The following is a 26,388-nucleotide window of genomic DNA, read 5'->3' on the forward strand; positions in this document are numbered from 1 at the left end:
GTCGCGAAGCGATGGACGAGGTAATCGACTGGTTGAGCTTCTACAATCATTCGCGCTTGCACTCGACGTTGGGCTACGTCAGCCCGATGCAATTCGAGCAGGACTGGCACGCCGCCCAGAACCAACGGGTGGCATAATCTCCGCTCAGTTAAGGGATCCGAAATTCGCGGGCAACGTCATTCAGCTTTGCCGACTGGGACATCAGGTACGAGGACTGCCTGCGGACGGACAAGGGGTGAGCCCTGCATGAGACAGCAGCGACCGTTACTGCAGCGTGAGTCGGGCGTTGCCGGGCGACCGACTGCACATGGCTCGTCACCATCGCAGGTTGGACGAGGCGCACGAACGGGCGTGACGGGTGTGCCAGGTGAACGGGGCAACTTTCTGTCGCATCGGTACCTGCATTCGCAAAAGTTTCTGCAGCCTCCTGGCACACCCGGCTCTCCTTTGAATCGCGAATTTTTCCCAGCAATTTTCCGAGCCGGGCCCGTTGGCAAACGCGGTTCGGACCTGGCTCGTTGCGGCGCTTATTGCACATATGGCGATGCTGACGCGGGCGATACGCCGACGCTGGCATGCCAATTCCTGGCTTGATGCCTACGCAGCCGGAGGCGGGGGCACGGCACGTTTCCCCGCCATGTCCAGGTCGGCGACGCATGGCGGTATGGCGCCGGGTTGCCTGGACGGCGGGCGACGCCGCCCGCCGTCCGGTGAATTTGCGATGACGCAGGCCCCCCGCCAGACGTCGCGTGCCCAGGCTACCGGTCGGCCATCGGGCGCGCCTAGGCGGGTTCATGGGGGGGCGGGCGCACAGCGGCGCAGCAGCAGCCCAGACATGGTGGCGGCGGAAGCAAACTCGCCGGACAGCGGCGGTGGTCACTGCGACGACCGGCACCCTTGACGGGCATGTGCCGGCGCGACGCGTGTGGCTCGTCACCGCAATGCCACGCGTGATGCCTCCTGGCGAAGCAGACACAACGGACAGGCTTCGCACCAGCCTTTTGCGGCGGATACTGCGGCGCGTGAGTCGGGTCTTGCCGGGGGCAGGTCGGGTGACGAATCTCGCCCGGCTCAGCGCAACCGAAGACCCGACGGGGCACTCGAACCGGTGTGACGGATGTGCTAGGTTCGTTGGCCAACTTTTTACCGCATGGGCACCAGGAGTAGGGAGGTTTGTGCAACCTCCTGGCACGGCCGGCTCGCCTTCAAATCGCGAGCCTATTCCACAGGTTTTTCAAGTCGGGCTCATTGGCAACCGTGGCTGGGGCCTGACTTGCCACCGCGCTTAGCGCACCAGTCGCGGTGTGGATGCAGGCGACGCACCTGAGCTGATGTCGGCCAGGTCGGGCACATGAAGATTGCACGCGCGCACCTGCCGGCCCGCAATGCGCGGGCGCCCCTCTTCGTAAGGCAACGCGTCCTTCACGCGTGGCCAGAATCGCGGTGAGGCGACGGGCGACAGACCGTTGCGCCCGCACCAGTCGCGGTAATGCTGATAGATGTCGTCCTTTGATGCGACGCTTCCGGTGACGACGGTGACGGCGCAGTCTTCAGTCCAGCCGACCACCGAATTCGTTTCCGCCTTGGCTTCGTGCAGCATGGCCTGCATCGCAAGAGGCTGCACGGGGTCAAACATCCCGCGTCGCATGAGCCGCCCCAGGCCTTCCAGCGCCCAATTCAGCACGGCCGACAGCTCATGCGCCACGATGTCCGCGACAAGCTCCGGATTGCGTCCTTGCTCCGGGATGGTGACGTTGAACGGCACAATGTCCCAGCGGCGCCAGAAGCCGGCTGAATGGTCTGACACGGCCGGCAGCTGATTGCCGCACACAAGCCATTTGCCACGCACGTGAATGCTCAACGGTTCTTTGTACTTCCGGTCAATCTGGACGCGCTCTCCGGCAATCAGCGATTTCAGCAGTTGTTCGTTGATTTTCTGTCGTGGGACCTCATCCGCGTAAATCAGATTGGCGCCCACCAGCACCGACAGCCTGAATCCCTCCAGCGCGTCCAGATTCACTGCCGCCGTGTTGCCGTGTAGGGCCTGCACAATGTTGGCGAGCGCGCCCTTCCCATTCGCGCCGGGTCCCAGCCAAAGTTGCGCGCGTTGATAGCGCGCGTCGCCGGTGAGCGTGTAACCGACGTATTCCTGTACCCGCGCCCGCACGGCTTCGTCGGGTAGTATCTGGCGCAGGAACTGGTCAAAGCGCTGACCCGTACTGTGTTCCGGGCGGAAGGCACAACGCAGCACATGCTGCAAGCCGAGCGCCTTATCCGCCGGCTCCAGCGCCGCGCCGCCCGGCGTCGCTCTCACATAACCGTTCGAACATGGAATGACGACGTCTGTCGTTGGCCGGGGCAGCGCGCGTGCCCATAAAATCGCCGACTGGTGTGCCTTGCGCGCGTTGTCCGGTGACGTGTTCTCCCTGTCATGTTCGACGAGCCAGTGATATGCGGATGTCCATCCGGTTTCGTCGTCCAGCACCGCCCAGTGCGTACCGGTCCACTCGTACAGCAACTGGCGGTCCGATGCGACGGCGTCGCTTTCGACGCGCGCGACGGCGTAGCGGTGCGGGTCAAACTTCGCCATCGTTACCTCCGGTGACGTACCCGGCCAGCCAGTCGCTAACGTCCTGCTCGCGCCAGCGCAGCAGTCGGGTTCCCGGAATATGGAGCCGGGGTGGAACGGCAAGTGGATTGCGGTGTAAATCCCGTTTGATGGTGTCCGGCGCGCGTTTCAGGAGCGCCGCCAGGTCGTTCAAATCGAGCAACTGCATGATGTTTTCCTACCCCAATGGTCGCTGGCCCTGTGACCGTGTCGGGGCTCAGGACGACGGTACAAGGCGGAACGAGGCGAGACGCGTCATTCTGGTAGCGTGTAGACGATGGTTTTATTCGTTGGCAAGGGGCCGGTCAACCTCAACCCAGGAAGCCTTCGGTGGGCGAAGGCGAGCCTGTCTGGGCGCGGCGGACTCGCCGTCGCCCGGGATTTCCATGAACGTACATAGGCGTAGGGCACTTCTACCTGGTGGCGGTCGCCCATGGAGTAACGCGCTGCAGGGAACCACAGAATGGCGCCCAGCATTACCGTATTCCTTACGATTTCAAATCGTGACCCTGGAGGGTTCGCGAGGCCATGCGGACACTTGCAAGACATGAGTCGTGTGAGCGATTCTCTGGAAACTGAAGGACGGTGCCCCGGACGCTAGTCTGGGGACCGGGAGGTCACGTAATGCTCCGCTAGCACGGGGTGACGCAAAGCCGTCCATGTGAGAGGGATGCCCGACGTGGCCGTTCCGGTTCAGTCGTTGTGGACGCTGTCGGGCCTGTCGGCAGGGGGCGGCCCCCGGGGCTTACGATGCTCTGCCGGCCAGCAACTCCGCGTAGGGCAGCGGGAAAACGACGCCCTCGAAGTCAATCTGTCCCACGAATCGCTGGACATGCTGCGCAATAAAGCCGTCGCCGTAGTCAATGGCGCTGCTCTGCTGGCGGAAGATATTGCGGTCAGCCTCGCGCGGGACCCGCCGGCCGCTGATGAATTCCCCCAGACCAGCAGGCCACGTACCGTTGATGAGCTGCGCATCGCGCAGGCGCTCCTCGAACAGATGCCGGAAAGAGTGGTTGCCGTAGCCGTGACCGAATCCCAGCGTGTCCCGGACGAATCTCAAGAAAGCTTGTTCGTAGGCACGATTCCACAGCGGGTCTTCGCCGTCTTCTTCCGGTATCGCCGACGGGAACAGCGGGGTGCCAGGCGGATGCTGCGCCTGGTTTTCCCGCACGAAGTCGGCAAATCCCAACGCAAGGAGCTGGGGGTGGACGGGGAGGGTCCGGAGCGCCGACTCATTCTTCAGTTTTCGCGCGGGAAGCTGCAGCGTGGAGTCTGACGAAGGGGCATCGGCGTCCTCCAGCTTCACTTGGATGGTCACGAGCAGGATGCCGTCACAGAACGCAAAGTCGGAATTCACGAGCTGCGTCATCTCCCGGACACGAAAGCCGTGGCACTGGGAGATGGTGGGTCCCCAGTAGCGCATGCCCAGGTCGGTGGCCATGCCGCCGGTCCAGTGTTCGGCATTCGGGTCGTACCAGCCCGACGCAAAGACCGTGTTGACCTGCGCGACCGTGAACGGCTTCCGGGGCTTCATCCGCGCCTTCTCCTCCTCCTTCGAGATTTTCGGCGTCGTTTCCAGGTGATTCATGGGATTGTCCGCGTGCATGTGACCCTGTGTGCGCGCGAGCGCAAAAAATTCGCGCAGGGCCTGTCGCACAAATCCATTGGCGTACGACTGTGACCAGGGCTTGACCTTGGCGTGAAGGCGGTCTTCGAGAAAGCGGTAGATATCGTGCGCGGTCACGTCGCCGACCGGCACGTCGCCCGCGAATGCAATGAGGCGTTTCCAGACCGACACGCTTTTCGAGATTGATTTTTTTTCGATGGAGCCACGCTTGTGGGCTTCATACTCAGGGATGACGGCCGACAGCAGCGCCCCCGACGCCTCAGGGACCTCAAACTGCGCAGCCTGGCCGCTGAGTATCTTCGAGATGGTGCGTTGAGCCGCGAGCTCCGTTTCTGCGAATGCCAGAACGAGGTCGGGCAACAGCGGGTCGTCGGGCGCGACAAGATACCCGACGTCTTCGGCATAGTCGCGCGCCTGTTCCTCAAGCCTGGCCCAGGCGCGGGCCGCCTGACCACGGGCAATCACCGTTTGTGCCATGCGCGTGATTCGCCGACTGAACGACTTTGCCTCGCGCGCCAGCTCTTTGGCTGCGAGCCGGTCTTTCTTCTCGTCCCCGGTCTTGATAGCCCGGTCAGTGCGATGGGTATGTTCCCAGTCCGCGTGGCGCATCGCGCAGATTCGCTGGATGACGGAACGCGAGAGCGCGGTAGGCTTGCCGGGGGAGTCGTATTCCTGCGGGGGCTGCAGGTCGACGAGGCGCGACCCCTCGGGCCGGGGCGGTCGGGCGGGCGCTTGCGCGGCGCTCCCGGCGGTCGGGCCCGCTGCGGCGGCCGCTTCTTGCGCGGCTATCTTCGCCAGCCATTCGGCGCGGAGTTCCGCTTCGATGCGCGCCCCTTCAGCGAGCGCCTTTACGCGGTCGGCGGTACCCGTCGAGCGGCGGGTTCGCGCCTTGCCCACGACAGCCTGCAGCGCGGCCGGGACAGAAATGTCGACGTACCAGTTGCGGCTGCGGCCGGCGGGATGGGGAATCAGCTGGACGGACACGGCGTCCTCTCGTACGTCACTGGCACACATTTCTGGCACACCAGACCTGCTAACTCATTGAAAGCGCAGGATTACACGAGAAATCAACGCCTTGTAGCGAGGTGGCGGAGGCGGTGAGATTCGAACTCACGGAAGGATTGCTCCTTCGCCGGTTTTCAAGACCGGTGCCTTAAACCACTCGGCCACACCTCCAAGCCGCAAATTGTAACCTGAAAAGACTTCGCTGCCGAGTCTAGGTGACCCGCCATCACTGCGGATCTTTCAGGAACAGCGCCTGCAAGTCGTTCAGGAACGCCTGGCCGAGCGGCGTCGGCGCGATCCGTTCGTGGTCGCGTGTGATCAGCTTGCGCTGTTCCGCTTCCTGCAACGCCGGCTCGATCGTCGTGATCGACAGGCCCGTGCGCTCGATGAACCGATGCACCGGAAATCCTTCTACCAGGCGCAGCGCGTTCAGCATGAACTCGAACGGCAGATCGCGCGGCCCGACCTCATGCTCTTCCTGCACGCTTGCACCAGCCCTGGCCTGCTCGATGAACGTGGTCGGATGCTTGTAGCGCGCCTGGCGCACGATGCGATTAGGAAACGACAGCTTCGTATGCGCGCCCGCGCCGATGCCGAGATAGTCGCCGAAGCGCCAGTAGTTCAGATTGTGTTTGCTCTGCCGATGCGGCTGCGCATACGCGGACACCTCGTAGCGCCCGTAGCCGGCCTCGGCGGTGCGTTGATAAATCCAGTCCTGCATGTCTGCGGACGCGTCATCGTCGGGCAACGCGGGCGGAAACCTGGCGAATAGCGTGTTCGGTTCGAGCGTCAGGTGATACAGCGACAGATGCGGCGGGGCAAACGACAACGCCGTTTCCACGTCGGCCTGACATTCGGCGAGCGTTTGCTTGGGCAGCGCGAACATCAGGTCGAGGTTGAAGTTGTCGAACGTGGTCGCGGCGACTTCGACCGCGTGGCGTGCCTGCGCCGCGTCGTGAATGCGGCCGAGCGCCTTCAGATGCGTTTCGTTGAAGCTCTGGATGCCCACCGACAGCCGGTTCACGCCGCTCGCGTGAAACTGCGCGAACTTGTCGGCTTCGAACGTGCCGGGGTTCGCTTCGAGCGTGATTTCCGCGTCGGCGTCGAGCGGCAGCAGCGCGCGAATATCCGACAGCATGCGATCAAGCCCCGCCGCCGACAGCAAACTAGGCGTGCCCCCGCCGATGAACACCGTATGCACCTGGCGGCCCCAGATCAGTGGCAAGGCCATTTCCAGGTCGGCGCGCAACGCGTCGAGGTAGTCGTTCTCCGGGAACGTCTCGCCTTTCCACTCGTGCGAATTGAAGTCGCAGTAGGGGCACTTGCGCACGCACCACGGGAAATGCACGTACAGCGCAAGTGGCGGCAGCGACGTCAAACGGATGCTGCCCGGCGACGTGAACGCACTGACGACACCCTTGCCGATGTCCGCCGGCGTCGATCGGATCGGAATCACGCTTCCTCCGACAGACGCGCGAGCAGTTGCCGCAGCGCGATCGCGCGATGGCTGCTCGCGTTCTTGAGCGCCGGCTCGAGTTCGGCGGCGCTCGCGTTCAGCGACGGCAGATAGAAGTACGGGTCGTAACCGAAGCCATGCTCGCCGCGCGGCGCGTCCAGGATTTCGCCATGCCAGCGGCCTTCGGCGATCAGCGGTTCGGGATCGTCCGCGTGACGCACGAGTGCGAGCACGCAGTAGTAATAGCCGCGGCGGTCGCTCACGTCCCGCAGTTCGTCGACGAGGCGCGCGTTGTTCGCCGCGTCGCTTTTCTCGCCGCCGGCGAGTTGCGCGAAGCGGGCCGAGTAGACGCCCGGCGCGCCGCGCAGCGCGCGCACGCAAAGGCCCGAGTCGTCGGCGAGCGCGGGCAGGCCGGTGAGCCGCGCAGCGTGACGGGCCTTCGTCAGCGCGTTTTCGACGAAGGTGGGATGCGGTTCTTCCGCTTCCGGCACGTTGAGCTCGCCTTGCGCGATCAACTCGATGCCGGCCGCGCCGAGCAGCGCCGCAAATTCGCGCAGCTTGCCCGCGTTGTTCGACGCGAGCACAACCTTTTTCAGCGGCATTCCCGACGTTACGCCGTGAGCATTGTTCCCGCCACCGTCCTGACGAACCTCATTCACTGCTGCACTCCCAGCGCCTCTTTCTGCTTCGCGATCAGCGTGCTGATGCCGTCGCTCGCGAGATCGAGCAGCGCATTCATTTCTTCGCGCGAGAACGGCACGCCTTCCGCGGTGCCCTGAATTTCGACGAAGCCGCCCGCCCCCGTCATTACGACGTTCATGTCGGTGTCGCACTGCGAGTCTTCGTCGTAGTCGAGGTCGAGCACCGGCACGCCGTCGTACACGCCGACCGAAATCGCGGCGACGTAATCCAGGATCGGCGAGCTTTCGATGCGGCCCGTGGCAAGCAATCTGGCGACCGCATCATGCGCGGCGACGAACGCGCCGGTAATGCTCGCGGTGCGTGTGCCGCCATCGGCCTGGATCACGTCGCAGTCGAGATTGAGCGTGCGCGCGCCGAGCTTCTCGAGATCGAACACCGAGCGCAGCGCGCGGCCGATCAGCCGCTGGATTTCCTGCGTGCGGCCGGTTTGTTTGCCGCGCGCGGCTTCGCGGTCGCTGCGGGTATGCGTGGCGCGCGGCAGCATGCCGTATTCGGCGGTGAGCCAGCCCTGGCCGCGATCGCGCAGAAACGGCGGTACGCTCTCGCTGACGCTCGCGGTGCAGATCACCTTGGTGTCGCCGAATTCGACCAGCACCGAGCCCTCCGCATGCTTCGTGTAGTGACGCGTGATGCGCACGTCGCGCAACTGGTGGGGCTGGCGGCCGCTGGGGCGTTGGGTGTCGTAGCTCATGTCGGAATGGGTCGGGATGGGCTGGAGGAGGGCGGAGGAAAAACGCTAATTTTACCGCCGATCGGATAGGGCGGTTGCCCATACGGATGGCTGCAACAAAAATGGGATAATGCCGATTCCCCGCCCCGCGTCTCGTACACGCCGGGCGATCCGCTTCTCAGGCCATCGTCTACCGCATGGCCGCAATCGCGAGAAATACGATGATCTACAGCATGACTGGCTATGCGAGCGCCACGCGCGAACTCGTGGCAGCCTCGGGCACGGGTGGCGTCAGCGTGTCGGTCGAATTGCGCACGGTGAACTCGCGCTTTCTCGATCTGAACTTCCGCATGCCGGAAGACGTGCGCGTCGTCGAACCGACGCTGCGCGAGATGCTGATGAACAAGCTGTCGCGCGGCAAGGTCGACATTCGCGTGAATCTGCAGCGCAGCGAGCAGTCGGCGAACGCGGGCGCGATCAACCGCGACGCGCTCGCGCAACTCGCGCAGCTGGAACGCACGGTGCTCGGCACGTTTCCTGAAGCCGGCCGTCTGCGCACCGGCGAAATTCTGCGCTGGCCGGGCGTGCTCGCCGAAAGCGGCATCGCGCCCGAGACGCTGCGCGAAGCGGTGCTCGGATGCGGCAAGCAGGCGATCGCGGACCTGATCGACGTGCGCGCGCGGGAAGGCGCGCAACTCGCGACGATGCTGCTCGCCAACGTCACCGAAATGGAGACGATCGTCGTGAAGATCACCCCGCTCGTGCCCGAGCTGATTGCGCGACATCAGCAGAAAATCGTCGAGCGTCTGCAGGAGGCGCTCGGCATCGCCGCGCCGGATGCGGCCGCGACGATCGTGTCGCGCGAAGAGATCAACGAGCGGATTCGCCAGGAAGTGACGATGTACGGCATTCGCATCGACATCGCCGAAGAGCTGTCGCGCCTCACCGCGCACCTGAACGAAACGCGTCACGTGATCGAGAAGGGCGGCAAGGTCGGCAAGCGGCTCGACTTCATGATGCAGGAGCTGAACCGCGAAGCGAACACGCTCGGTTCGAAGGCGGCGGCGAAGGAACTCGCGGATTCGTCGATGACGCTGAAGCTCTTGATCGAACAGATGCGCGAGCAGGTACAGAATCTCGAATAAGGCTGGAGCACCACACATCATGACCGACCACCATCCACGCGAAACCGGCGCGGCGCGCCATTCGTACGCCGGCGCTTATCCCGGCAACCTGTTCATGGTCGTCGCGCCGTCGGGCGCGGGCAAGTCGACGCTCGTGAACGCGCTGCTCGCGAGCGACGACGCGATCCGTCTGTCGATCTCCTACACGACGCGCCCGCCGCGTCCGAAGGAGCAGGACGGCGAGCACTATCACTTCACGAGCGTCGAAGATTTCATGCAGCGTCACGACGCGGGCGAGTTTCTCGAAAGCGCGGAAGTGCACGGCAACTATTACGGCACGTCGCGCGTGTGGATCGAGGAGCAGATGAAAAACGGCCATGACGTGCTGCTCGAAATCGACTGGCAGGGTGCGCAGCAGGTGAAGAAGCAATTCAACAACGCGGTGGAGATTTTCATTCTGCCGCCGTCGCTCGAAGCGCTCGAAGAGCGTCTGAAAAAGCGCGGCCAGGACGAGCCGAACGTAATCACGCGACGCTTGCTCGCGGCGGGCGGCGAGATCGCGCACGCGGCCGAAGCGGAGTACGTCGTGATCAACGAGAACTTCGATCGCGCGCTGGCGGAGTTGCAGTGCCTCGTCGGCGCGACGCGCTCGCGCTTCGCGTCGCAGTACGCGCGTCACACGCAGCTTTTCATGCAGCTCGGCATCCACCTGCCGCACGCGTGAGCGCGGCGTGGTGTCAAGCACATAAGGTAGAATAAGCAACATACTGAGAAGGAACCCAACATGGCCCGCATTACCGTCGAAGACTGCCTCAAACAGATCCCGAACCGTTTCGAACTCGCGCTTGCCGCAACCTATCGCGCGCGTCAGCTCGCTCAAGGCCACACGCCGAAAATCGAAAGCCGCGACAAGCCCACCGTCCTCGCCCTGCGTGAAATCGCATCGGGTCAGGTCGGCGTCGAAATGCTGAAGAAGGTGCCGGTCTAAGGCCCACGGATTTTCGTTTTCGACTTGCCGGTATTCGCCACACCGGATTGCTCAACGTGCAGAACTGCGTCCAACCCTGACCGCTACCGGAGGCGACCATGAGTGCTACCCCGCCCACCGCCACGGAAGCGGAGCACGACACCGACTCGCCGTCCTCTGCACGCAAGTACATCGACGCGGTCCTCGAGCAATCGTTTCGCCATCTGTTCGGGCCGACCGCCACGCCGGAGCAGCCGCGCCGGCATGACGTCGTCTCCATCGCCAATCTGACGTCTGCGCTGTCCGGCTATCTGCAGCCGGAAGAGATCAAGGACATCAAGGCGGCGTTCCACTTCAGCGACGAAGCCCACCTCGGCCAGTATCGCCAGAGCGGCGAGCCCTACATCACGCATCCGGTAGCCGTCGCGGAAATCTGCGCGGGCTGGAATCTCGACGCCCAGGCGATCATGGCGGCGCTGCTGCACGACGTGATGGAAGACCAGGGCGTGACCAAGGCGGAGCTCGCCGAGCGCTTCGGCGCGAAGGTCGCGGAGCTGGTCGACGGGTTGTCCAAGCTGGACAAGATGGAGTTTCGCAATCGCGAGGAAGCGCAAGCGGAGAACTTCCGCAAGATGCTGCTCGCGATGGCGCGCGACGTGCGCGTGATCCTCGTGAAGCTCGCCGACCGGCTGCACAACATGCGCACGCTCGGCGCGGTGCCGTCGGAGAAACGTCGCCGTGTCGCGCGCGAAACGCTAGACATTTACGCGCCGATCGCTCACCGGCTCGGCCTGAATAATACCTATCGCGAGCTGCAGGACCTGAGTTTCGCGAACTTTAACCCGCACCGTTACGCGACACTCGAAAAAGCCGTGAAGGCGGCGCGCGGCAATCGTCGCGAGGTGGTCGGCAAGATTCTCGAATCGGTGCAGCGCGCGATTGCGGACGCGAAGCTCGACGCCGAAGTCACCGGTCGCGAGAAAACCATCTTCAGCATTTACAAGAAGATGCGCGACAAGCAGCTGTCGTTTTCGCAGGTGCTCGACGTGTATGGTTTTCGCGTGGTCGTCGAGAGCGCGCTCGAGTGTTATACCTGCATCGGCGCGTTGCATGCGCTTTTCAAGCCTGTTCCGGGCAAGTTCAAGGATTACATCGCGATCCCGAAGGTGAACGGCTATCAGTCGCTGCACACCACGCTCGTCGGCCCGTTCGGCGCACCGATCGAGTTTCAGGTGCGCACGCGCAAGATGCACGAGATCGCCGAGGCGGGCGTTGCCGCGCACTGGCTGTACAAGAACGGCAGCGCGGATCTGAACGACGTGCAGAAGCGTGCGCACCAGTGGCTGAAGTCGCTGCTCGACATTCAGAGCGAAGCGGGCGATTCGAGCGAATTCCTCGAGCACGTGAAGATCGACCTGTTCCCGGATGCGGTCTACGTGTTCACGCCGAAGTCGAAGATCATGGCGCTGCCGCGCGGCGCCACCGCGCTCGACTTCGCGTACTCGATCCACAGCGACCTCGGCAACCAGTGCGTCGCGGTGAAGATCAACAACGAGCTGTTGCCGTTGCGTACCGAGCTGAAGAGCGGCGACATCGTCGAAGTCATCACGGCGCCGTATTCGAAGCCGAACCCCGCATGGCTCGGCTTCGTGCGCAGCGGCAAGGCGCGCTCGGCGATCCGTCATTATCTGAAGACGATGCGTCTGAACGAGTCGGTGCAGCTCGGCGAGCGTCTCGTCGATCAGGCGTTGAAGGGCTATGGCCTTGCGCTATCGGATGTGACGCCGGAGGCGTGGGAAAAGCTCGTGCAGTGGACGGGCAACAAGAACCGTCAGGAAATTTTCGCGGACATCGGTCTCGGCCGGCGGGTCGCCGCGGTGATGGCCAAGCGCATCGAAGTGCTGATGAGCGGGCGCGACGCCGACGACGACGGCTCGCGCTCCGAGTCCGGTTCGACGCCGCACGCGCCGCCGGTCGTCATCACCGGTACCGAGGGCATGTCGGTGCAGCTGTCCGCGTGTTGCCGTCCGATTCCGGGCGACGACATCATGGGCTATATCGGCATCGGTCTCGGCATGGCGATTCATACCACCGACTGCCGCGTCGCGCAGCGTATCCACCGGCGCGATCCGGGCCGCTGGATCGACGTCGCGTGGGCACCGCAGCCGGGGCGGCTGTTCGATGTCGCGGTCAAGGTACTGGTCAAGAACACCAAGGGCGTGTTCGCCCGCGTAGCGGCCGACATCACATCGGCGGACGCGAACATCGTCCATATCGCGATGGACGAAGATCTGTCGCAGGAATCCACGATCCTGCGCTTCGTGATCCAGGTCAGCGATCGGGTGCATCTGGCCAATGTGATGCGGCGCGTGCGCACGAATCCCGATGTGATGCGCATCACGCGTGAGCGGCCGAGCGAAGAGGGGCATCACCGCCACGACGGCGGCATGCGCATCGACCGCGAGCGCGCGGACTACTGAACGGCTTCCGGCTGGGCGTCGGCGCGGCTTGGACTGGCGCTTCTCGCCAGTCAGGCATCTTTCGTGCGGCGGCTCAGGATACAACTCAAGGCAGGTCTCACCTGAACTCCAGGGGGAACGCAGATGAACGTGTCCGACCTCGCTGACGTTGCGCTCGATTACTGGGTGGCGCGCAGCCTGCACGACTTCGTGCGCGAAATCTACTTTACCGATAGCGGCGAGACTGTTGCGATCCGCGGCAACGATCGTGGTCGTCCGTGGGACGGGCGTTTCACGCCTTCCGCGTCATGGGAGGCGGCTGCCGTTGTGCTCGAGCGCGCGATGCGGCTCGACGTGCGCGAGCAGAGCGATAAAGGCGCGGTATGCGTCGCTGAGTTCAAGGGCGGGCAGCGAGCCTCGGAGGGAATGGGCGACTCGCTGCGCATTGCTTTGCTGCGGGCGTTTGTCGTGAGCCATTTTGGCGATACCGTCGACGACGTGCTGCTCGAGCGCCAGGCACTGACCGGCATGCGGACCGAGACGATCAGCGAGCAAACGGTGGGCGAGGTCGTCGAGGACTTGCCGCACCCGGATGGACAAATTGGGGATATCCAGTCGCCGCCGCGATGAGTTGCTGGCGCACGGGCACGGCATGGTGCGCCAGAAAAAACAAAGGGCCTTCCGGTTGGAAGGCCCTTCATAGGTGGTGCGGCTGGCAGGATTCGAACCCACGACCCCTTGGTTCGTAGCCAAGTACTCTATCCAACTGAGCTACAGCCGCACGCAAAACGGTGATGCTTACTGTAAAAACTGATGAAACCTGAGAGCTCCCTGTAAGGGCGCTCTCGAATAAGGTGGCGCGGCTGGCAGGATTCGAACCCACGACCCCTTGGTTCGTAGCCAAGTACTCTATCCAACTGAGCTACAGCCGCACACAGAAACGAGATTATAGCCAACAGATTTGAAAAACGGAAGCCCATCACGGCGATTTGTGTTGCCGGCCCGATCGTGTAACCTTTTATGAGATTGTTGCTAGTTGCTGTTAATGGATGATTATGAACAAGGCCTTTGTCAAAGAGTCGAGCGAAGACAACGATGACGATCTCGACATCGCCCAGCCCGACGTGCCCGCCGGCACCAAAAACTACATGACTCCCGCCGGTCATCGGCGTATGCGTGATGAATTGCTGCATCTGATCGATGTCGAGCGGCCCGAGGTTGTCAAGCTCGTGTCGTGGGCGGCGTCGAACGGCGACCGCTCGGAGAATGGCGACTACATCTACGGCAAACGCCGTCTGCGGGAAATCGACCGGCGCATCCGTTTTCTGACCAAGCGGCTCGATCTAGCCGAGGTCGTCGATAGCAGCCGGCAGGAAAACGTCGACCAGGTGTTTTTCGGCGCGACGGTCGACTATGCGACCGAGGACGGCGAAGAGCATCAGGTGACGATCGTCGGTGTCGACGAGGTGGACCTGGACATCGGGCACGTGAGTTGGATTTCGCCCATTGCGCGTGCGCTGCTGAAGGCTAAAGTCGGCGATACGGTCACGCTGTTCACGCCGGCCGGTCCGCAGCCGATCGATATTCTCGACGTCAAGTATCCGCTGCCTGATAGCGGCCGCTAGGCCTCTGGCGAGGACGTGGGCTCACGTGCACGCACGCAGGCCTGCGCACAAAGCGGCAAAAACCCACGTCGGCACGGACATAAAAAAAGGCGCCGCGAACGGCGCCTTCTCTACTGCCAGTCCTTGCGCAGTGCTTAGAAGCGGTGACGCAGACCTGCGGTCACAGCGACTTGCTTGTTGTTGCCCGAAGCACCGCCCACGCCATTGATGTAGGCGTTAACGATCGAGTCTTCGTTTGCTGCCTGATACACGCCTTGCAGATACACGTCGGTACGCTTGGACAATGCGTACGCGGTTTGCAGGTTGACCTGGTTCCAGTGCACGTGCGAGCTCGACAGGTTCGCGCGCGTGTACGTGTACGCGCCAGCGATGCTGATTGCCGGCGTCAGCGCGTAACGGGCGTTGGCTTCAAAGTTCTGGAACTGAGCGCTGTTGGTCGGGAAGCCGATGCCGCCCGTTATGCCCGAATTGGCCGCGCTGATACCTGCCAAGCCATGCAGGTTCGTCTGCGAGTACACGAGGCCGACGGTTGCCGGGCCGAACGCGTAGTTGGCGCCAGCGCCCCACGTTTGCTGACGCTGAGCGAAGAACGTGTTGTCGCCCGACACCGCGCCACCCGAGTTGAACGCAGCGGCTGCGCTGTTCGCGCCATTGCTGTTCAGTTGCATGTACGCAGCGGCAACGTTCAGGCCGCCCCAGTTATACGACGCGCCCGCACTGTAAGCGCGGTTGTTCGCGAAGCCGGCAGCCTGGTTCGAGAAGCCGTACAAGCCGCCAAACTTGAAGCCGCCGTAGTTCGCGCTCTGGAATTTGGCCGAATTGTTGATACGGAACGAGTTGTTCAAGTTGTCGTTGTCGAACGGGTGCGCGAACTGCGTGCCGCCGTACTGCGTGCCGGTCAGTGCCAGCGGGCCGACGTAGTCGACCATGCTGTCGTATTGACGGCCGAGGGTCACGGCACCGAACTGGTCGCTCGACAGACCGACGAAGGCCTGACGGCCGAACAGACGGCTGTTCTGCTTGAGCGTGCCGTCATTGATGCCGAAGCCGTTCTCCAACGTGAAGATGGCCTTCAGACCGCCGCCCAGATCTTCAGCGCCACGCAGGCCGAAACGGCTGCCGTTCACCGAGCCGCTCGTCATCGCCACGTTGGCGCCGTGCTGGTTACTACTCGGATTCGGATGCTGGTTGTTCGTATAAGTGATACCGGCGTCGATCAGGCCATATAGGGTGACGCTACTTTGCGCGTGCGCTGCCGTTACGAAAACGCCCGACAGGGCAGCGACCATGAGTGTCTTCTTCATTGATATAACTCCAAGAGCGAGAGAGGTATAAAACCCTGGCTTGGGAGACCTTCACGCGAGCGCTGCGAGAAGCGGAATCCGCGTGAGAAGCGCGTTGACCAGATCCGCGCCGGTTTCCGATTAGGCAGAGTGTAGAGAGACACTTCCGGGAGTTGGCGTTCCGATTCTCGCAATAAAGTATTACGCGAGGAGAAACGATCGTTAATCGCCATTCAAGCCTTATGGATAAAGGCTTTGCGGCGACTGGGCGGATTCGGCGTCTGAATTTTCCTAAAGCGCGTTGCTGATTCGCGACACCGAATGATGCGGAAAAACAACGGGCAGAAATGCGGGAAAACGATTGTTGTTGTTGCGGCAATAGACGATTGTTAATCGTGTGAATAATCGAACTTGCATATGACCGCTATACTGTAATTTCTGCTTTCCGAAGCAGACTTTTTCGTTGACGAAAAAGATCTCCAAACCTTTGTCAGCGCGACCTTCCAGTCGCGCTTTTTTTATGGCGGACGAGTTTCGCGAATGTCTCTAATGAGCGGGCGCAGTACCTTCCGCGTCGTCCCAGTCCGCCTGCGCGGGCACGCTCCAGTCTTCCATCACATAACGGCGCGCATCCATTGGCGAGGAGAGCAGGTTCTGCCAGTGGTCTCCGTGCCACATCGGATCGAAGTCGAAAACGGCGCATGAATCCCCAGTCTGTGCGGGCTGGTCTGATATGACCTTTGCGTGCGAATGAGTGAGCCAGGTGAAAAGACGGTGAATTTCCTTGGACAGCATAGCAACCTCCTGAAGCGCATCGCTACAACTGACTTGCATCATGCGAGTGAGGCGGCGCCGCAACAAGTCGGACAAACACTTACGCAAAGATAGACTTTGTTACATTCGTGTTGCATATTTTCGCAAATTTTTCCGTTTGCGGACTCGGATTATTTTCGTTCAGGTAAATTCGACGCGCCGACCTATATCCGTGTAGTTTGAAGTCTTATCTTTTTATACGCTAAACGCATATGAAAAGTTTACTTGACGGTCATTCTCTGTTCCCCGTATAACGGCAAAGCCGAATTTGATTGGCTGTTTCTGTCCTGATCAGATATAGGCAACTGAATCGGGGTTAGATCGATTCGAGGGCAACGCCCGCTTTGGATTAATCACAGAGGGAAAACAGGAAATGGAAACTGGTGTCGTCAAATGGTTCAACGATGCTAAGGGTTTTGGCTTCATCACGTCGGACGCGGGTGGCGAGGATCTGTTCGCGCACTTTTCGGAGATCCGCAGCGAGGGCTTCAAGTCGTTGAAGGAAAATCAGCGCGTGTCTTTTGAAATCAAGACCAGCCCGAAGGGCAAGCAGGCGGCCAACATTCAGCCGCTGTAAATGCGCTGGGCTGGGCGCGCCGCCCACCCAGTCGGGAGCGAAAAACCCTCGCCGTCGCGCGAGGGTTTTTATTTTTATCTAGATGTCTCCCAGGTCGGATCTTCGGTAACTGCGTGGTTCAACAATACGCATTATTGTCGGAAGATAATCCATCGAAACGAATTGACTACGTCTGGATTAATGGTCTGGTTTAAGCGTCTGCGGGATTTCAGCGCAAAATCGACGGCCCATGCCGACGCAGTTTCAGCTGCGCACGCGGCGCTGTCTGGATGCGCAACGTCCAACTGGTGCATACTTGCCGCAAATTCATGCGCCCGAATCCCTTGTCCCATGTCTGAACTGCTTTCGCCGGAACCGGCACTCGATGCACCCATCGTTTTCGTAGATCTCGAAACGACCGGCGGCTCCACGAGCGAGCACCGCATTACTGAGGTTGGCGTCGTCGAAGTCGGGCTGGCTGGCGTCTCGCGCTGGAGCAGCCTGATCGACCCGCAGCAGCCGATTCCGTCGTTCATCCAACAGCTGACCGGCATCACGAACGACATGGTGCGCGGCGCACCGACGTTCGAGTCGATCGCGCCCGCGTTGTTCGAGCGTTTGAACGGCAAGCTGTTCGTCGCGCACAACGCGAGTTTCGATCGCGGATTTTTACGCAGCGAATTTCGTCGCGCGGGAATCGCGTTCGATCCGGACGTGCTGTGCACGGTGCGGCTGTCGCGCGCGCTGTTTCCCGGCGAAAAGCGCCACGGTCTCGATGCGCTGGTCGAACGCCATGCGCTGGTGCCGTCCGACCGCCACCGCGCGCTCGCCGACGCCGATCTGATCTGGCAGTTCTGGCAGTGTCTGCCGACGCTCGTGCCGCTGGAAGCGCTGCGCGCGCAGATCGAGCGCACGACGCGTCGCTACCGGCTCGCCGGCGACATCACCGAGGATTTGCTCGACACCGCGCCGGCTGGCTGTGGCGTGTATGCGTTTTATGGCGAAGACGATGCGCCGCTGTATGTCGGTCGCAGCGTGCGCGTGCGTCAGCGGCTGCGCTCGCATCTGACTGGCGAGCGGCGTTCGTCGAAGGATATGCGGCTAGCGCAGCTCGTGCGACGCGTCGAATGGCACGCGACTGGCGGCGAACTCGGCGCGATGCTCGCGGAGGCGCAGTGGATCGCAACGCTGCGGCCGGGCCACAACCGCTTGCCGCGCGTGACGAAGAGCGATCCCGCGAACGCGCCGTGGCCGTTCGAGGGGCCCATCGTGTTCGAGGAGCGTGAGGACGCGCAGGGTATCTTCCACGTGGTCGATCGCTGGCGCTACCTCGGACACGCGCCGTCGCTCGTCGCGGCGGCGCAACTGCATGCGTCGACGCTGGCTGGGTCGTTCGAACTCTCGACGTACCGTATCCTGCAAAGCCATCTGGCGCGAGGCCTGCGCGTGACGCCGTTGAGCGTGTCGCGTGACAGCCCTGAGTCGAGCATCGTCGCGTGACGCTTATGCGACGTGCGCGCGCCGTGGCGTTACCGGAATCAGCCGGTGGCGCCGACTCCGCCCGTCTCGCATACGTGACCTAGTGCGTGCGTCAACGCGCTCGAATGCGCAGAGTCATAGCGCGTCAGCGCCTTCCAGTTAGCCAGCGATTGCGCGACCCGCGACGGGCAATCGTCCGCCGCGCGCAGCGGCTGCACGCGCGCCAGACTCGCCATCAACGACTGTGTCAGCTTGTCGAGCTGCGGTCGGGTGCTGGTTGCGAGATCGGGTGCGGGACCTTGCGGTGGCGGGGTGCGACGCCAGTTCGCGAAGAGCGCGTTCTGCACGTCTTTGCTCGCATCGATCTGATCCTGGAAGAACGCGCGGGCGAACGCCGGGTCGACGTTTGCCGCCGCGGCGCGCTTTTCCACCTCGGCGAGCAGCGCGTTTTCACGCGGCGTATCGGTGATCGGCCGGTGGTTCGCCCACTTCCAGCGTGCGACCGGTTCCGCGAGTGCAAGGCGCTGCGAAACCAGCGCGATCAGGCTCGTGAGCGCGGTGTCGTCACCGTCGGCGAGGGCGGGGGCGGGCGAGAAGGCGAAGGCGGCGGCGATGACGAGCGCGCATGACGCGCCGAGGCGATGCAAATGATTCATGAGGTGGACGTGGCCGGGCGGCCGTTGACGGAAAAACCAGAAGAATAAATGATGCGCCGCAACCTGCGAGCACCGGGTCGATTCACACGGATCGTCGGGGCGAAGTGGGCGAGAGAAGGACGCGCGTATGAAGGCGCTCGAGCCGCGTGGCCCCGTGCAACTGCTGTGCTCAGGCGAGCTGATCCAACGTCATGACGGAGATGTCGGACGCGTAATGAGGGCGCGAGCATTCGCCGCACGTGAAATCAGCGAGCGCGAATGCTGCACCGCGCCAAGGGTCCGTTACTTCGGATCGCACGACTTGCGTTGTTCGTCAAAGAAAGCGCGAACATGCTCGGGCAGCTCGGCTCCCAAAAACTCGACGGCCACAGGTTCCGGATCCGGGTAAAGAACTTTGTCCGGGGTCGGAATCTTCGGTGGTTTGGCATCCATGATCTTTCTCCTTTGCGAATCGATTATCGGCCTCGTTCCCTGCATCGCACCAGTGTCCGATGCGAGTCATACACACTCTGTTGCTTTAACGGCACAAGCCGACACACCAGCGGAGGGATTGAATAAAATTTATCGTCTGACTATTGCCTGCGTTTCGCGGTCTGCTTGATCCGCTTAATTGCCAGCGCGAAATCATCTCCTTCCCGCTCCTTCTGCCAGTCCCTCTGAGCCTTGCCCAGCGTAGGCTTCAGCACGACCGATCGATATTGTCCCCGCGCTGCATCTAACGTTGTTGCATGACTAAAACGTGACAAACTTGTGCATTGCCGCATCGACAGGTTTTTCGCTTTTCCTGAACTGAACGGACGCAATTTGCCGATTGCATAACTCGCAGTCTAATTCTTGGTAAACGACCCATTCCCCATCGCGTTGACCGCGCAAAACACTATTTAAAGATTTGGTCGTTAATCAACTGACTGACCGGAGTTGGCAAACTCATTGCCGCATTGCTGTGACAAAAGGACCTCATTTGGTGACAAGTCATGCGCAGCGCACCGGGCCACCTATGATTGAAGCGACTACTGATGGCTCGACGTGCGCTGGCAGACGGACACGCGAGGCGCAGCGCGGATGATGACGTTCTTCATGTTCGGGGAGAGGTCGCGATGGAAAACGCTGTCTACTGGAACGGACGTCAGGTTGGCATCGAATGCGCCGGCAGGATCTTGTGGTTCGCGTCGGCACCCGCGCAAGCGATAGCCGCATACGGCGCGCCACGCCAGCAGCCGAGCGCACAGGCCGATACCGTCGTTGCGCGCAACCTCGCGATGCCACGGTCGTACGACCCGCTCCACGTTCCCGACCAGGCTGGCCATGCGTTGCGCCGCGACATCGCGCCGGACGCGGCGCAACGCTGACCGCAAACGGCTGTATCAGGCCCGAAGCGACTCGTCGGCGCACCCTCGAGACCTTACCGATCAAGTGGGGTGTTAGCGCACACACCGCGTTGCGGCGAACTTATACGATGCAATTGCCGTGCTGCCGTCGGCCTCTCACCCGTTGTCGGGCGAACCGGCAACCACACCCGCATCAGTCTGCAAACAGCCGATACCGAAGGCCGGCTGCGCGAGGCGGGTAGGTCTGTCTCGCAACATCGTTGCATCAACACTATTTGCCGCTGGGAGCCGCGCATCGCGTGGCCGCACCTCTTTTACCTGGCGCTGCGTCGTGCTCACTTGCGTGATCGCCGGGCAATTCAATGCGAAAGATCTACGGCCTGACTGGGCTGCGTGCGTTCGCGGCGTTGCTCGCCGTCGTTCATCACTTTGCCGACAACGAAGGGGGCTGCCACGGGGCATTGTGCAACTCATCGATAACCGGGTCTGGGGTGTTGACATCTTTTTCATGCTGCGCGGCTTCATCCTTGCCTATACGTATCTTCCTTCGCGAGCGATCGCGTTCGGCTGGGTCGACTATCGATCGTTTATCGTCAAGCGGTTTGCGCGCGTGTATCCGCTGTATCTGGTGACGTTTCTGGTGTTCGTCGGCCGATGTTTCGTCGCGAAGCGAGCTGGAACTTCGTGTGGTGGTCGATCAGCGCCGAATGGTTTGCCTTTCTGTTTCTGTTTTCGCGGTGCGCGAGAGTGCTGAGCCGGCTGTCGCGCGTGACTTTCGGTGTGCTACGGATCGTGTTGCAGGCGTGGCGCGGGACATCTGGGATGACTTTGCCCGACGAAATGGCGCTCCCAGTGTGCGATGCGAAACTACCCACCGAGGCTGGTGAACCGGCGAATCGGGATAACTGGCAAACGGCGGCGCAGCGGATAGCGGATGAGTTGTTCGAGCGCGATACCGCAAATGGTTGTCGTGACTCGCTCGCTGGCTATTCGCAACGGGTGGTAGAGGAAATGAAGGAGCGCTGGCGGTGTTTCAACGCGTAACGCGTATTTGCGCACGAACTGGCCACTGCGCTCCGCGATGCCAATGCGGTGGTTTCGGCAAATCTCGTACGTGGGTCGCATATGCGTGCATTGATGCGTCGGACAGCGAAGCGCAGGGCGGGGCGCGATGAGGCGCCTGAAATCTATTTCCACGTCACGCATACCATGCACTAGTACTTGCGTGGCCTCGCGCGAGCAGGGAGAGGAACTTCTGGTTTCGGCCCAGTTTGGGTCGTTCAACAAACAAGAGTTGAGTCCTGAGCTCATTGTCAACGAGCGAATCCAACATCCATCAGCGGCTCTTTTAGCGGTCTCGGTTTAAGCGCGTACAGCACCGCATCTACAGCTCGTTCCCAGATGACCAGCGCGTTCCTCCTTGCCCGTCCGCTCAGGCGACGAAGTGTAGTTGAACGAGCCAGTTTCAGCGCTACGCGGGTTGAGCACCTTTCCTTACCGGCTTCACCTGAGTGGAGCGAAAGGCCTAGCCGCGAGTGGCGCGCTGGATTGCGCCATACCTATCAATGCGCGGATCTTTGCGGCAGGCCCACGACCGTAGATCCGCGCGACAACCTGGTGCTGTACGGCGTGCATGCCGTGCAGAAAGCGATTCAGCTTTCGGTGCGCTCAAGAATCGGTATAAGCGGATACCGCACCACTCCGAATACTCCACCAAATAAGTTGTGACTGGCTTGAATTCAACCGGCCTTAACTCACGATGCACCACTGGCAGCGAGCTTGACAAATAGTCTGGCTGCTTCGTTGCCATGGGACAAAGCGCGCAGTGCAAGGGAGAGCGCTAGCTGTGCGTCGTGGGAGGCCGCGCTACGATCCTGATCGAAGAGCTTGACGGCGTGGCGCATATGCTGCGCCGCCTGCGTGTGAAGCTCCACGGCCGCCGCATGATGTTTTGCCACGTCCGCGGCACTTGCGCCTGAGCCGGTCGATGGAGGCGTTATTGATGGCGTATTGGCGCTGTGCGCGCCAGCGTCGTGTGCCTGATCGATCGCATGCAACGTATGGCCATGGGCCATCATCGCCTGATGTGCGGCGTGGGCAAAGTCTTGACCGTCATCGAAATGCCGCGACGCCTCGCGGTGATGTCGCGCGGCCTGCTCGTGGTGTGACGCCGCGGCTTCGAGATGAGCTTTCTTGCTGTGCTTCGTGTTCATGCCGGCTCCTGTGCAACTTCAGGACTGGTTCGGATGGCGACCGATTCGAAGACACAGTGGCGGGTCGCAACAAGATCCTAATCTACACGCCCTTGCGCCTTCTGTGGCATTTGCGTCTCGCGGAGAATCGTCGCGCTGTGGCGATCACCGCGCGGTCAGCATCCGGAGGATTTTCTGCACGATGCGCTCATGCTGCTCCAGCGCCTCATCGAGCATACGTGCTCCGTAGCTCGTGTTGTCTCGCGCTTCCATTCCGGCGATGCGCGTCACGAATAGCGAAACCTCGCCGGTTTTCGGTTCGGACACACCGCGGAAGCGGGTCGTGACCGTCACGCCGGATTCGTCCAGCAGCGTGCGGCGGAAGATCAGTTCGTTCTCAGTCATCCAGCGCGACCACTTGCCGCGGTCGAACACCTCGACAGGCCTGCTCTTCGCATCGAGGACATAGAAGCGTTTCCAGCTCGACGGGACGGAGCGTGCTTTCATATTTCAATGCGAAGGCGTGAGCAGGAAGCCGATCGCCTCCCGCCACCAGGTTTCGTCGACGCGGCCCATCCAGTCGTTATGTTCAGCCGACTTCACCACCATCAGTTGTCTCGGTTCGGCCAGCGAGTTGTAGAGCGCTTCGCCGAAGCGCGGGACTGCTGCGCGCTTGCCGCTATACTTCCCCCTCCACCAACGGACACGTAGCCGGCACACATGGCCACGTTCGTGCAATTCGTCTTGCAACTGGACCAGGACCTCGAAGCGCTGCTGGTCCAGCATGGGCCGTTGGCCTACGCAATCCTCGGGGCGATCGTCTTCTGCAGTGTCGGCGTACTGCCGCTCGTCATTCTGCCCGCGGACATGCTCCTGTTCCTGTCCGGCGCGCTCGCTGCCGTCGGCGTGCTGCAGCCTGTGTGGCTCGCGCCGTTGCTGGTCGCGGCCGCGGTTGCAGGAAAAGTGTTCAACTATGCGCTGGCACGTGCCGTCGCGTCGGTATGGAACCCGAAGCGCAGCGGCTGGATCGACAAGGTGACTGCGCGAACGCGCGCGCTCTACGTACGTCACGGCGCCGCGCTGCTGCTGTACTCTCCGTTCATCGCAATCGTCCGGGCGGTCGCGCCCGCGCTCGCCGGCGCGACGAAGATGCCGTTTCGCCGCTTCGTGCGCTTCGCGACCGGCGGCGCGGTGATCTGGATATGCTCACTTGCGGGTCCCGGGTATTTTTTCGGCAACGTGCCGTGGGTCCGCTCGCACCTGCCGGCTGCGATGGCGATCGTGATCGGCGCGGGTGTCGTCGCGCTCGTCGTCAGCCTGCTGTGGCGAGGACGGCGCAAGCGCCGCACCACCGACCCGACGCTACCCGACGAAAAGTCCCGCTGCGACTGACGCGGCGGCCCACAACCCGCCAGGCAGCGCTGCTCGCGAGGAAACGCATGAACCCGGGTCTGCTGAAATGCACATGTGCGGCCGTGCTCGCCACACTGCTCGGGTGGGGACTGTATGTCGGCCGCCCCGTGCTGGTGCCAATTGCGTTCGGCATCATCGCGACGTACGTGGTCTTCGGTCTCGCCAACCTGCTGCGCCGCATTCCCTACCTCGGTGCACGCCTGCGGGACGGCCTGCGCCACGCGATCGCTGCGACGCTGATGCTCTTCACGGTCTACCTGTCGGTCGACCTGCTGCTGTCCGACAGGGACCGGCTGATGGCCGTCGCGCCGAAGTACGAGGCGACGCTGCTCGTACTGTTTACGAAGTTCGCCGCGCTGCTGCACATCGAAACGGAGGCCAACTGGGCTGCGATCCGCCGCGACCTGTTAGCGAGCGTCAACGTGCAGGCGATCATAACCGCCACGCTGTCGTCGGTGTCGTCGCTGCTCGCGGCGATCATCGTCGTGCTGCTTTATGCGACGTTCTTTCTCATCGAGCACGCGAAATACCGCCGCAAGCTTGTGAACTTCGCGGGCGACTCGACGCGGATCGTGTCGGTAATCGACGAGATCAACTCGAAGATCGGCGTCTATCTCGCAATGAAGACCCTGCTCGGCGCGATCCTTGGCATCGCGAGCTGGATCTGCATGCGGCTCGTCGGACTCGAATTCGCGGAGCTGTGGGCGGTGCTGGCCGGCCTACTGAACTTCATCCCGTATGCGGGCTCGTGGATCTCGGTCGCGGTGCCGACGCTGCTCGTCGCGCTGCAGTTCGGCCAGTGGAACGCGGCGATCGTGCTGTTTATCTCGCTCACGCTCGCGAACTTCGTGGTCGGCCATCTCCTCGACCCGTGGCTGATGGGCGGCTCACTGAATCTGAGCCCCGCGGTGATCCTGATCAGTCTGGCGGTGTGGTCGTCGATCTGGGGCATCGCGGGCGCCTTCCTCGCAGTGCCGATCACCGTCGGCCTGGTCATTGCGTTTTCCACGTTCGAATCGACACGTCGTTTCGCAGTTTTCCTGACGAACGATGACTAACGTTGTTCGCCTGTCGGTGACGTCCGTTAATTTCAGGGATACTTCGTGCGCGTGGCGCGCGCCTCATCACTCTCATAAAGGGATGCGATACTGGCGAACCGAGGACGTATGTCCGCCGTCGGGCGCGGGTGTTCCCTTCGCGCTACAGCTGTAGGCCGCCGCCTCGAAGGGGTTGGGCGTCGCGGGCAATCGGTGCCTCGAGGAGACAACCAAACTCGCGGGCAAAGTCGACAGAGACGCGCGCGTGGACGGCGCCCTGCTTGTCAAAGAACCGCTGGGTTCCTTCGAGAGTGAACACACCTTCATGCCAGATGTTTGGATGGATGTAGAGGCCCTGCTGTCCATCAAAGCGAAAGCACACGAACTTCTCTGGCGCTATGTCGTCCCCCGGGAGCGCCAGGGGAACGTAGAACGGGCGATGGTCGAGAGGAAAGAACAGTTGTCCACCGTCTGGGTGGTAGTTCGCGTGCCAAAGCAACATGCGCTCCGGTACATTGGTGTTGTCGTCACGGGCTGCTTCAGGCTCCACTGCGTACGCAAGGATGTAGTTGCCGCCCACAGCCTCGTTTCGACCGTACAGAATGTCCCCGCGCCATTCGCTCACAAATGTGCCTTCGGTCGTGCCTGCCTCATCACCGGTTCCAGGGTCAACGGGCCTTGCACCCACTGCCGGCCACTGCACAATCTCGATCGAACACTCGCTCGGGTCTGCTACAAGCCTGCCGAATCCATCAAGCGTTGTGGGGGTCGCATCGACCACGGGCATTGACACGCGCCGAAGGCCAGAAGGAAGGCTGGGATTGAGGTAATCGATTTCTTGGGTCATTGCGGCAGTCTACAGGAGTAGAACGTACCGACCGCCGATGGTCGAACAAAGAGTTTGACCGCCGCTTGTCCACGTGGAAACGGCCACTGGCGCAACGCCGGACCTGACGTCGGAAGTGGGTCGGCTACGGAAGTTGGCGGCGATGCTGCGGCGCAACCGCAGCAACACAGGTCGACCGTCCGGGCCCGGCCCTTTCGGTCGTTCGACACAGCGGGCTGGATTGTCAACAATGCGTTCTGGAACGCATTAGCGAGGCGATCTATCACTCTGTCCAAATCGTGCATGCCGTCGAACGTGAAGAGAATTTTCGACGGCGCGAATTGCTTGATTATCGTTTGAAGTAACGAATGTCCTGCGCCTTCCAGACAAAAGACTACCAGGTCGATATCAGAGAGACGGTCTGCGCTGTCCTTTGCAAACGACCCCACAACCACCGCACCGGCGCATTCAGGCGATTCTCGAAGAGCAGCGGCGATCCGAATGAGAAGCGCGATCTGTCATGTCGTAGAGGGCTTGTTTCGCGACCTTTCGAGGAATGCGG

Annotated in this window: 28 protein-coding genes and 3 tRNA genes; 13 read left to right on the forward strand and 18 right to left on the reverse strand. The window is 62.0% G+C overall.

Annotated features, from left to right (window positions below):
- The coding region (locus F6X40_RS19520) for an IS3 family transposase (RefSeq protein WP_187628899.1) at nt 1-137 on the forward strand (137 nt) is incomplete at its 5' end.
- 1,148 nt (nt 138-1,285) lie between these two features.
- On the opposite strand, the gene F6X40_RS19525 is transcribed toward F6X40_RS19520, so the two are convergent.
- From F6X40_RS19525 to rph, 7 genes are all read right to left on the reverse strand, one after another.
- Nucleotides 1,286-2,590: a phage/plasmid primase, P4 family gene (locus F6X40_RS19525; protein ID WP_187628900.1), complete on the reverse strand. Its 1,305-nt coding sequence runs from the start codon at nt 2,588-2,590 to the stop codon at nt 1,286-1,288.
- Nucleotides 2,577-2,777: a hypothetical protein gene (locus tag F6X40_RS19530; protein WP_187628901.1), complete on the reverse strand. Its 201-nt coding sequence runs from the start codon at nt 2,775-2,777 to the stop codon at nt 2,577-2,579. The genes F6X40_RS19525 and F6X40_RS19530 overlap by 14 nt, the downstream gene beginning before the upstream one ends.
- Nucleotides 2,778-3,353: 576 nt before the next feature.
- Nucleotides 3,354-5,219 carry a DUF6538 domain-containing protein gene (locus tag F6X40_RS19535; protein WP_187628902.1) on the reverse strand — a complete coding sequence of 622 codons (1,866 nt, stop codon included), beginning with the start codon at nt 5,217-5,219 and terminating at the stop codon, nt 3,354-3,356.
- A 102-nt stretch (nt 5,220-5,321) separates the two neighbouring features.
- Nucleotides 5,322-5,411, reverse strand: a tRNA-Ser gene (locus F6X40_RS19540).
- A 55-nt stretch (nt 5,412-5,466) separates the two neighbouring features.
- Entirely contained in the window at nt 5,467-6,696 is a 1,230-nt protein-coding gene (gene hemW, locus F6X40_RS19545; RefSeq protein ID WP_187628903.1) for a radical SAM family heme chaperone HemW, read from the reverse strand.
- The gene (rdgB, locus tag F6X40_RS19550) at nt 6,693-7,355 is read right to left on the reverse strand and encodes an RdgB/HAM1 family non-canonical purine NTP pyrophosphatase (protein WP_409340050.1); all 663 of its coding nucleotides are present in this window, start codon (nt 7,353-7,355) and stop codon (nt 6,693-6,695) included. The genes hemW and rdgB overlap by 4 nt, the downstream gene beginning before the upstream one ends.
- Nucleotides 7,352-8,089, reverse strand: a complete 738-nt coding sequence (rph, locus tag F6X40_RS19555) for a ribonuclease PH (RefSeq protein WP_187628904.1) — start codon at nt 8,087-8,089, stop codon at nt 7,352-7,354. Before rph ends, rdgB begins: the two co-directional genes overlap by 4 nt.
- Nucleotides 8,090-8,289: 200 nt before the next feature.
- Here rph and F6X40_RS19560 point away from each other — a divergent pair, with 200 nt between their 5' ends.
- The 5 genes from F6X40_RS19560 (at nt 8,290) to F6X40_RS19580 (ending at nt 13,248) form a co-directional block, all read left to right on the forward strand.
- Nucleotides 8,290-9,213 carry a YicC/YloC family endoribonuclease gene (locus F6X40_RS19560; RefSeq protein WP_184070839.1) on the forward strand — a complete coding sequence of 308 codons (924 nt, stop codon included), beginning with the start codon at nt 8,290-8,292 and terminating at the stop codon, nt 9,211-9,213.
- A gap of 19 nt (nt 9,214-9,232) precedes the next feature.
- A complete protein-coding gene (gene gmk, locus F6X40_RS19565) occupies nt 9,233-9,916 on the forward strand; it encodes a guanylate kinase (protein WP_090801453.1) in 684 nt (227 codons plus the stop codon).
- A 60-nt stretch (nt 9,917-9,976) separates the two neighbouring features.
- On the forward strand, nt 9,977-10,180 hold the full coding sequence (gene rpoZ / locus F6X40_RS19570) for a DNA-directed RNA polymerase subunit omega (RefSeq protein WP_008921215.1): 204 nt from the start codon (nt 9,977-9,979) through the stop codon (nt 10,178-10,180).
- A 98-nt stretch (nt 10,181-10,278) separates the two neighbouring features.
- Nucleotides 10,279-12,639 carry a RelA/SpoT family protein gene (locus F6X40_RS19575; protein WP_090801451.1) on the forward strand — a complete coding sequence of 787 codons (2,361 nt, stop codon included), beginning with the start codon at nt 10,279-10,281 and terminating at the stop codon, nt 12,637-12,639.
- A 123-nt stretch (nt 12,640-12,762) separates the two neighbouring features.
- Nucleotides 12,763-13,248, forward strand: a complete 486-nt coding sequence (locus F6X40_RS19580; RefSeq protein ID WP_184070837.1) for a phage protein NinX family protein — start codon at nt 12,763-12,765, stop codon at nt 13,246-13,248.
- A gap of 74 nt (nt 13,249-13,322) precedes the next feature.
- On the opposite strand, the gene F6X40_RS19585 is transcribed toward F6X40_RS19580, so the two are convergent.
- Together F6X40_RS19585 and F6X40_RS19590 are read right to left on the reverse strand one after the other, a co-directional pair.
- Nucleotides 13,323-13,399 (reverse strand) — tRNA-Arg (locus F6X40_RS19585).
- Between the two features lie 74 nt (nt 13,400-13,473).
- Nucleotides 13,474-13,550 (reverse strand) — tRNA-Arg (locus F6X40_RS19590).
- A 123-nt stretch (nt 13,551-13,673) separates the two neighbouring features.
- Between F6X40_RS19590 and greB the strand changes: the two genes are divergently transcribed.
- Nucleotides 13,674-14,243, forward strand: a complete 570-nt coding sequence (gene greB, locus F6X40_RS19595; protein ID WP_184023299.1) for a transcription elongation factor GreB — start codon at nt 13,674-13,676, stop codon at nt 14,241-14,243.
- 134 nt (nt 14,244-14,377) lie between these two features.
- On the opposite strand, the gene F6X40_RS19600 is transcribed toward greB, so the two are convergent.
- Both F6X40_RS19600 and F6X40_RS19605 read right to left on the reverse strand, forming a co-directional pair.
- Complete coding sequence (locus tag F6X40_RS19600) at nt 14,378-15,547, reverse strand: porin (RefSeq protein ID WP_184070835.1); 1,170 nt, start codon at nt 15,545-15,547, stop codon at nt 14,378-14,380.
- Nucleotides 15,548-16,072: 525 nt separating this feature from the next.
- Nucleotides 16,073-16,321, reverse strand: a complete 249-nt coding sequence (locus F6X40_RS19605) for a hypothetical protein (RefSeq protein WP_187628905.1) — start codon at nt 16,319-16,321, stop codon at nt 16,073-16,075.
- Between the two features lie 391 nt (nt 16,322-16,712).
- Between F6X40_RS19605 and F6X40_RS19610 the strand changes: the two genes are divergently transcribed.
- Both F6X40_RS19610 and F6X40_RS19615 read left to right on the forward strand, forming a co-directional pair.
- Nucleotides 16,713-16,916 (forward strand): cold-shock protein, encoded by a 204-nt coding sequence (locus F6X40_RS19610; protein WP_008921209.1) that lies wholly within the window; start codon nt 16,713-16,715, stop codon nt 16,914-16,916.
- 330 nt (nt 16,917-17,246) lie between these two features.
- Nucleotides 17,247-18,395 carry an exonuclease domain-containing protein gene (locus F6X40_RS19615; protein WP_184070831.1) on the forward strand — a complete coding sequence of 383 codons (1,149 nt, stop codon included), beginning with the start codon at nt 17,247-17,249 and terminating at the stop codon, nt 18,393-18,395.
- Between the two features lie 38 nt (nt 18,396-18,433).
- Here the strand turns inward: F6X40_RS19615 and F6X40_RS19620 are convergent, their stop codons facing one another.
- Together F6X40_RS19620 and F6X40_RS19625 are read right to left on the reverse strand one after the other, a co-directional pair.
- Nucleotides 18,434-19,030, reverse strand: a complete 597-nt coding sequence (locus F6X40_RS19620) for a chorismate mutase (protein WP_187628906.1) — start codon at nt 19,028-19,030, stop codon at nt 18,434-18,436.
- A gap of 282 nt (nt 19,031-19,312) precedes the next feature.
- Complete coding sequence (locus F6X40_RS19625; protein ID WP_018421453.1) at nt 19,313-19,462, reverse strand: hypothetical protein; 150 nt, start codon at nt 19,460-19,462, stop codon at nt 19,313-19,315.
- Nucleotides 19,463-20,127: 665 nt separating this feature from the next.
- Here F6X40_RS19625 and F6X40_RS19630 point away from each other — a divergent pair.
- Complete coding sequence (locus F6X40_RS19630) at nt 20,128-20,379, forward strand: hypothetical protein (RefSeq protein WP_187628907.1); 252 nt, start codon at nt 20,128-20,130, stop codon at nt 20,377-20,379.
- 663 nt (nt 20,380-21,042) lie between these two features.
- Nucleotides 21,043-21,402 (forward strand): hypothetical protein, encoded by a 360-nt coding sequence (locus F6X40_RS19635; RefSeq protein ID WP_187628908.1) that lies wholly within the window; start codon nt 21,043-21,045, stop codon nt 21,400-21,402.
- Between the two features lie 710 nt (nt 21,403-22,112).
- Here the strand turns inward: F6X40_RS19635 and F6X40_RS19640 are convergent.
- The 3 genes from F6X40_RS19640 to F6X40_RS43545 all read right to left on the reverse strand — a co-directional run bounded on the left by F6X40_RS19640 (nt 22,113) and on the right by F6X40_RS43545 (nt 23,336).
- Complete coding sequence (locus F6X40_RS19640; protein ID WP_187628909.1) at nt 22,113-22,571, reverse strand: hypothetical protein; 459 nt, start codon at nt 22,569-22,571, stop codon at nt 22,113-22,115.
- Between the two features lie 144 nt (nt 22,572-22,715).
- A complete protein-coding gene (locus F6X40_RS19645; RefSeq protein WP_187628910.1) occupies nt 22,716-23,057 on the reverse strand; it encodes a hypothetical protein in 342 nt (113 codons plus the stop codon).
- A gap of 3 nt (nt 23,058-23,060) precedes the next feature.
- Nucleotides 23,061-23,336 carry a hypothetical protein gene (locus F6X40_RS43545; protein ID WP_410452421.1) on the reverse strand — a complete coding sequence of 92 codons (276 nt, stop codon included), beginning with the start codon at nt 23,334-23,336 and terminating at the stop codon, nt 23,061-23,063.
- Nucleotides 23,337-23,342: 6 nt separating this feature from the next.
- On the opposite strand from F6X40_RS43545, the gene F6X40_RS19655 reads away from it, so the two are divergent.
- Together F6X40_RS19655 and F6X40_RS19660 are read left to right on the forward strand one after the other, a co-directional pair.
- Complete coding sequence (locus F6X40_RS19655; protein ID WP_262421485.1) at nt 23,343-23,942, forward strand: DedA family protein; 600 nt, start codon at nt 23,343-23,345, stop codon at nt 23,940-23,942.
- Nucleotides 23,943-23,989: 47 nt separating this feature from the next.
- Nucleotides 23,990-25,021, forward strand: coding sequence for an AI-2E family transporter (locus F6X40_RS19660; RefSeq protein ID WP_184070819.1), 1,032 nt, complete (start codon nt 23,990-23,992; stop codon nt 25,019-25,021).
- A gap of 142 nt (nt 25,022-25,163) precedes the next feature.
- Here F6X40_RS19660 and F6X40_RS19665 read toward each other — a convergent pair whose 3' ends face one another.
- Together F6X40_RS19665 and F6X40_RS43550 are read right to left on the reverse strand one after the other, a co-directional pair.
- Nucleotides 25,164-25,847, reverse strand: coding sequence for an ureidoglycolate lyase (locus tag F6X40_RS19665; protein ID WP_187628911.1), 684 nt, complete (start codon nt 25,845-25,847; stop codon nt 25,164-25,166).
- Nucleotides 25,844-26,341, reverse strand: a complete 498-nt coding sequence (locus tag F6X40_RS43550; RefSeq protein WP_410452422.1) for a nucleotidyltransferase domain-containing protein — start codon at nt 26,339-26,341, stop codon at nt 25,844-25,846. Before F6X40_RS43550 ends, F6X40_RS19665 begins: the two co-directional genes overlap by 4 nt.
- Between the last annotated feature and the right edge of the window lie 47 nt (nt 26,342-26,388).

The sequence above is a fragment of the Paraburkholderia sp. UCT31 genome (assembly GCF_014397655.1).
Taxonomy (GTDB): domain Bacteria; phylum Pseudomonadota; class Gammaproteobacteria; order Burkholderiales; family Burkholderiaceae; genus Paraburkholderia; species Paraburkholderia tuberum.